This window comes from Mycobacterium sp. MFM001, assembly GCF_003402475.1.
GTDB lineage: Bacteria > Actinomycetota > Actinomycetes > Mycobacteriales > Mycobacteriaceae > Mycobacterium.
In genome coordinates this window covers 137,868-143,550 of record NZ_BFAB01000013.1, presented here as the reverse complement: position 1 = coordinate 143,550, position 5,683 = coordinate 137,868, and the positions used below count along the sequence as shown (strand labels likewise).

Here is a 5,683-nt window from a genome sequence, read left to right as displayed (position 1 = left end):
CGGTCTGTGTTGGCGTGGCGCTGGCGGTAGCGCTGCCTACACCAGTTGGCCGTGGCGCGCCGGCTGCGGCGCTGACTCTCACTGCGGCGCCTCCCTCCGCGGGCCACAACATTCATCTGTACGACGCGGCAGTGCAAAATGCGTTCACACAGGTGCAGGCCGCGGTCGCGGCATCCGCCGAGTTGAAGGCCGTGCCATCGAACCTCGACCCGCCGCTCGCAGACGCGCAAGCCGAACTCACCACCATTTTGCGAAACGGCTGCATGCTCAATTTTTTCGACGTCGAACAGCATGAGTGCGTGACGGGCGATACCGCCTCGAAGACGACGGTGGCCCTGGTCGGCGACTCGCATGCCGCAATGTGGGGCCCGGCGTTGCAGCAGGTCGCCGAGCAGCGACGGTGGCGGCTGGAAACCCTGAGCCATGCCGACTGCCCGTTGATGAATTTGCCGATCGCCAACCCACTGCGTCGGATGGCGTACACCGCCTGCGAGCAGTGGCGCAGTCAGGTCCTCGCCCGGTTACGCGCCGAGCACCCGCGGCTGGTCGTGATGAGCATGATGCGGCTGTACGGTCCCGGTATCGGTTGGCTGTCCGGTATCACGTCATACGACCCGGCGTGGATCGATAGCTTGACCCGCGTGGTACAGCAGCTGCGCGGCATGGGTACGAAAGTGCTGGTGCTCGGGCCGATCCCGGATCCGCGCTCGACGGTGCCGATCTGCCTGTCCGAGCACCTCGACGAGGCGACCGCCTGCTCGCCGTCCAGGTCGGAGGCGGTGAACCAACGGGGCGTCGCCGCTGAGTCCGCCGCCACCAAAGCCGGCGGCGGAGACTACGCCGACGTCACCGATCTGTTCTGCACCGCCGACCGCTGCCCGGTCATCGTGGGCAACACCCTGGTGTACCTCGACTGGCAACACGCGACGCTCGAATACTCGAAGCTATTGGCACCGGTAATCGGGGCGCTGGCCGACCGCGCGCTCGCCCGCGGTTGACATGCTGGGCCGGCGGCCTGACGGTGAGTGTGCCCCTCGTGCCGGATCCGCTGGTGGTCGTGAATGCCACACCAAAGTCTGCTGCAATCGCCCCGAAAGCTCGAAGACCTGCGAAAAAACGCGATCGCTTGTGCCAGGAGATGCGCAGCGGCCATACGCTCATCTTTCATACATCGACGGGATCGCTGTGGGGCAATTCCCGCCTTCCTTGTGGACGATTGTCGGTTCCGGTCGAAAAGTGAGCACGTGATCCCCAGTGGTTTCCAGTAGACGATGCAACACAAGCGAAGTTTGTGGAGGCTTGTGTGGTGTCGTCTCGCCGTGTGAAGAAGGACCCGGGCCGCCGGCCGCAGTCGAATCAATCGTCAGCAGTTCTTGAAACTCCTCGCCCAAAGGTGGACAGCGGCGGGCGCGCGGCGCAGGTAGGCGTCAGCCGCGCGACGAGTCACAACTGGCGTCGCGGCCACAGGTGCCGAGAACACAAAGCTTCCTTTACGTGAGCTGGCTGCGCACACGCTGCAGAGTTCGACCTGGCCGGCGATATCGCCTCGCGCCGCCGTGCGCCGCAGCACGTGACCGGCCAGCGGTCCGGCCCTTGCCGAGTGTCGGCGGTGGCTGCGTTCGATGGTTGTAATGGCGGACCAAAGCGGCGCGCCCTGAGCTGCTGTCCTGTTAGGCTAAAAAACGCTACTCATCATTCTGTTGAATAAGACCGCATCGACCTTATCAAGCAAGACTAAAGGGGAATATGACAGGGCCAACCACCACAACCAAAATTCGTTGGATGACCCGGTACATTGCCGTATTACTGCGGGTTGGTAGTGGACGACCCTCTGTGCTGTGGCACTACTTTGCAGACAACTTGCGCTACCTTCTGACCAAGCTTGGAATTCTATCGGGCGCAGCAAAGCACGTGTCTGAGGTTCGCGCGGCTTTTGAGGCGTATGCGGCGACAGGCCAGTTCAAGGAACTATTCTTTGACATGGCTGACATGAACATTTTGCAGTGGTCTACTACATTTTCGAAAATTTTTGCTCGCACAGACCCTATACGCATTCTTGAAATCGGGTCGTGGGAGGGGCGGTCAACCCTGTTTCTGCTGACCTACTTCACAAAAGGGCAGTTGACAGCGGTAGACACCTGGGCCGGTAGTACTGAGGGATACAAGTACGACGCAACGCAAGACTTGCATGATCTCGAGGCTCGGTTTGATAGCAATCTTGCGCCCTGCGCAGAGCGGCTGACGAAGCGCAAGGGCTCGTCTTTGCACGTCTTACCGCAACTGATCGATGAAAAACAAGAGTTTGATCTCATTTATGTCGATGGATCGCACCATGCCGATGACGTCTTAACGGATGCCATCAATTCTTGGCGCTTGTTAAAAGAGGGCGGTGTGATAATTTTTGACGACTTTCTAGGGAATTTTTATCCCCGCGTGCGAGCTAATCCTTGGTGGCCGATCAATCTGTTTTTGAAGTACCATGCAGGTGAGTACCGCATCCTGAATGCTTATTACCAAATCGTCTTGCAGAAAAAAGTTACATTTGTCGACCAAGCAACTGATCTTGCCGCCGTCCAGTTTGGTGACCCGCTGGTCTGTAAGACGCGGTAGTACCCGATGAACAGATGGGTAGGGGGCGTCCCGGCGGCGGATCGTCAGATTGCACCTCGACGATCATGGCCTCTGCAGTGACAGCAGAAGAGCGAGTCTTTGCCCTAGCGGAATTGTGGACGATTCGACGGAACGCCACCCACATTTCCGGCACTGGGGTGGCCGTGACGGGTGGTACGTTCGTGATTCGTCCCAACCGGGCAAAGCTTTCGGCATGGTCCGCTGAGGAGCTCGATTTTGGTTAACGGCGAGCTGGATCCGCGCGAGGCGGAAGACGTTGTGTGGGACGCGATTGTCGTCGGTACAGGAATGGGTGGTGGGACGCTGGGCTACTCGCTGGCCCGGTCAGGGCGCAGGGTGCTGTTCGTCGAGAAGGGGCGCTCAACACTGCCCGGGGCGCCGGGGACTATTCGTTCGTCGTATCCGGAACTGGTCGAGCCACAGGCGGCCCGTTCGGCCGAGGCTTACTACGATGCCTTGGCCCGCGGCGGACGCTCCACCGACGAGATCGAGGACGTCAGCGGACGTTTCTCCCGGAAGTTTTTGCCGTTGATCGGTAGTGGAACGGGCGGGTCGTCGGCCATCTACGGCATGGTCTGCGAGCGGTTCTTCGACCGCGATTTCACTCCCCGGCAAAATTTCCGCAACCCCGGGGATTCCACCGTGCCGGATGCCTGGCCGATCACCTACGACCAGCTGCGCCCCTGGTACGCAGCGGCGGAGAAGCTGCTGGGGGTTCGCGGCCAGGCCGATCCCCTGCGGCCTGAGGCGGCCGAAGTCACTTTGCCTGCGGCGCCGCCTTTTTCGGCGGACAACCAGCCGCTCGTCGAGTATCTGACCGGTCGCGGACTGCATCCCTACCACCTGCCGATGGCCTGCGACTACACGGACGGCTGTACTACCTGTCAGAGCTATCTGTGCCACCAGTCGTGCAAAAACGACGCGGCCCGCAACTGCCTGATGCCTGCCGTCACCGAGCACGGCGCCCGCCTGCTGACGGAGTGCCGCGTTGTCCGACTGGAGGCGGACCGCACCCAAGTACGGCAGGTGATCTGCCAGCATCCCACCGGCATGCTGACCCTGAAAGGCAAGGTGGTAGTGCTGGCCGCCGGCGCGCTGGCGACCCCCGTGCTCTTGCTCAATTCTCGTTCGGGCGATTGGCCCAACGGACTGGCCAACGGTTCGGACTTGGTGGGGCGCAACCTGATGCGTCATCTTGTCGACTTCATCGAGATCTGGCCGCAGCCCGACAGCAAGATCACGGCCCCGAACAAGCAGATCGGGATGACCGATTTCTATTTCTGGGAAGGGCAGAAATACGGCACCGTACAGTCAGGCGGCGCCATGCCGCCCATGGAGTTTCTGTTGAACCGACCGGGCTGGGGGCCACGGCTGATGCGGATGATCAAGCCGGCGACGAAGCGGGTCTACGAGCGGTTCTTCAGCGGCGGACTGATGCTGGCCGCGATCATGGAAGACCTGCCCTATCTGGATAACCGCGTGCTGCCCTCCGAGCGGTCAAACGGAGACGGCCGGCAGCGGATGCGGATCCAGTACCGTTTCCACGCCTGCGAGATCGAGCGGCGTGCAGAATTTTTGCGGCAGTTGAACGACGTGCTGGAGCCGTTCCGCAAAGTCACCCTGCGGGGCGGCAAAGACAACTCGGCCCTGGCCCACGTCTGCGGCACATGCCGCTTCGGTACGGACCCCAAATCCAGTGTGCTGGATCCCCAAAACCGCGCGCACGAAGTGGACAATCTCTACGTGGTGGACGGCTCGTTCTTTCCGTCCAGCGCCGGCCTGAGTCCCGGTTTGACGATCGCTGCCAACGCTTTACGCGTGGCCGAGCACGTCAACCAGGCCCACTTCGCGACCTAAACGACCCAATTGCCAACGGGGCGAAGGGATTAGAGTTCGGCCGGCTCGCGGAGCGGCAGACCGGCCGCGCGGTAGATCGCGTCGATGACGGTCATGTTCTGCACCGCGTCTTCCGGCGACGTCTTCACCGGCTCGCCCCGCAGCACCGCCGAGGCGAATGCGTCAAGCTGATACGCGTACGAGGCGCGCTTCGGAAAGCGCTCTACCCGTTTGCCGTCCGCTGATCGGATCGACAGCCGATTGAAAACGTGCGGTGCCGCTGGGTTGGTAGCGCGTAGTTCGCCGCGCTCGCCAACCACCTTGGCGCCGAACTTCAGCAAGTTCGACGACCACATCGAGCAGCTGACCCGGCCGGTGTGCCCATCTGCAAACCGCAATTCGGCCGTCATGGCCCGATCCACGCGAGGGTCACGCAGTTTCGCTTGTGCCGAAACGACTTCCGGGGTAGAACCGCCGAATGTGCGGGCCATATGCACCGCATAGCATCCGGCGTCCATCGTCGCGCCGCCGGCAAGGGAGTAGTTGTAGCGGATGTCGGAGAACTTGGGCAGCGGGAAGCACAAGGCCGCCTCCACCCGCTGCAGCTTGCCCAACTCCCCCGAGGCAATGATTTCCTCGGCGCGCAGCGTCAACGGGTGGTAGCGGTAATGAAACCCCTCCATCACCACCCGCCCTGACTTCTCGGCCAATTCGGCGATCTCACGCGCCTCAGCGGCGTTGGCAGTAAACGGCTTTTCGCACAGCACGTGCTTGCCCGCCGCCAGCGCAGCCCGAGTCCACTTGCCGTGCAAGCCGTTCGGCAGCGGGTTGTAGATAGCATCCAAATCTGGATCGGCGATCAGCGCCTCATAGCTGTCGTGCACCCGGGCGATGTCGTGCTTGTCGGCAACGGCTTGGGCGCGTGCCACATCGCGTGCCGCGATGGCAGCCACCTCGACCTCGCCGTGTCCCCGGGCCGGATTGATGAGCGCCAACGGCGCAACGCGGGCCGCGCCGAGGATACCGATTCGCACTGGAGCCGCGCGTTCAGACACGGACCGGATGCTAACACTCGAGCCCCCGGTCACTCAGGGAATCGAGCAGGTCTGAAGTGGTGTCATTTCATCGGCCGATGACGCCCGCCTTCCAGCGCCCGGTCGGAGCTGAATCTTCAAAGGAGCCAACACACAACAGGTGAGCCGGTAGTGTTTTGCCA

At 62.0% G+C, this 5,683-nt stretch carries 4 protein-coding genes; 3 read left to right on the top strand and 1 reads right to left on the bottom strand.

Features of this window, described 5'->3' with window-relative positions; all coding sequences use genetic code 11:
- The 3 genes from MFM001_RS24510 to MFM001_RS20165 all read left to right on the top strand — a co-directional run.
- The coding region (locus tag MFM001_RS24510) for an SGNH hydrolase domain-containing protein (RefSeq protein ID WP_304481786.1) at positions 1 to 998 on the top strand (998 nt) is incomplete at its 5' end.
- Between the two features lie 784 nt (positions 999 to 1,782).
- Complete coding sequence (locus MFM001_RS20170) at positions 1,783 to 2,610, top strand: class I SAM-dependent methyltransferase (RefSeq protein WP_238159303.1); 828 nt, start codon at positions 1,783 to 1,785, stop codon at positions 2,608 to 2,610.
- Positions 2,611 to 2,847: 237 nt separating this feature from the next.
- Positions 2,848 to 4,488 carry a GMC oxidoreductase gene (locus MFM001_RS20165; RefSeq protein ID WP_238159302.1) on the top strand — a complete coding sequence of 547 codons (1,641 nt, stop codon included), beginning with the start codon at positions 2,848 to 2,850 and terminating at the stop codon, positions 4,486 to 4,488.
- A gap of 29 nt (positions 4,489 to 4,517) precedes the next feature.
- On the opposite strand, the gene MFM001_RS20160 is transcribed toward MFM001_RS20165, so the two are convergent.
- Complete coding sequence (locus MFM001_RS20160; RefSeq protein WP_371685585.1) at positions 4,518 to 5,531, bottom strand: Gfo/Idh/MocA family protein; 1,014 nt, start codon at positions 5,529 to 5,531, stop codon at positions 4,518 to 4,520.
- Between the last annotated feature and the right edge of the window lie 152 nt (positions 5,532 to 5,683).

Excerpts from the sequence above, each read along its gene's own strand:
- MFM001_RS20170 (WP_238159303.1), top strand. The coding sequence starts at position 1,783 with ATGACCCGGTACATTGCCGTATTACTGCGGGTTGGTAGTGGACGACCC.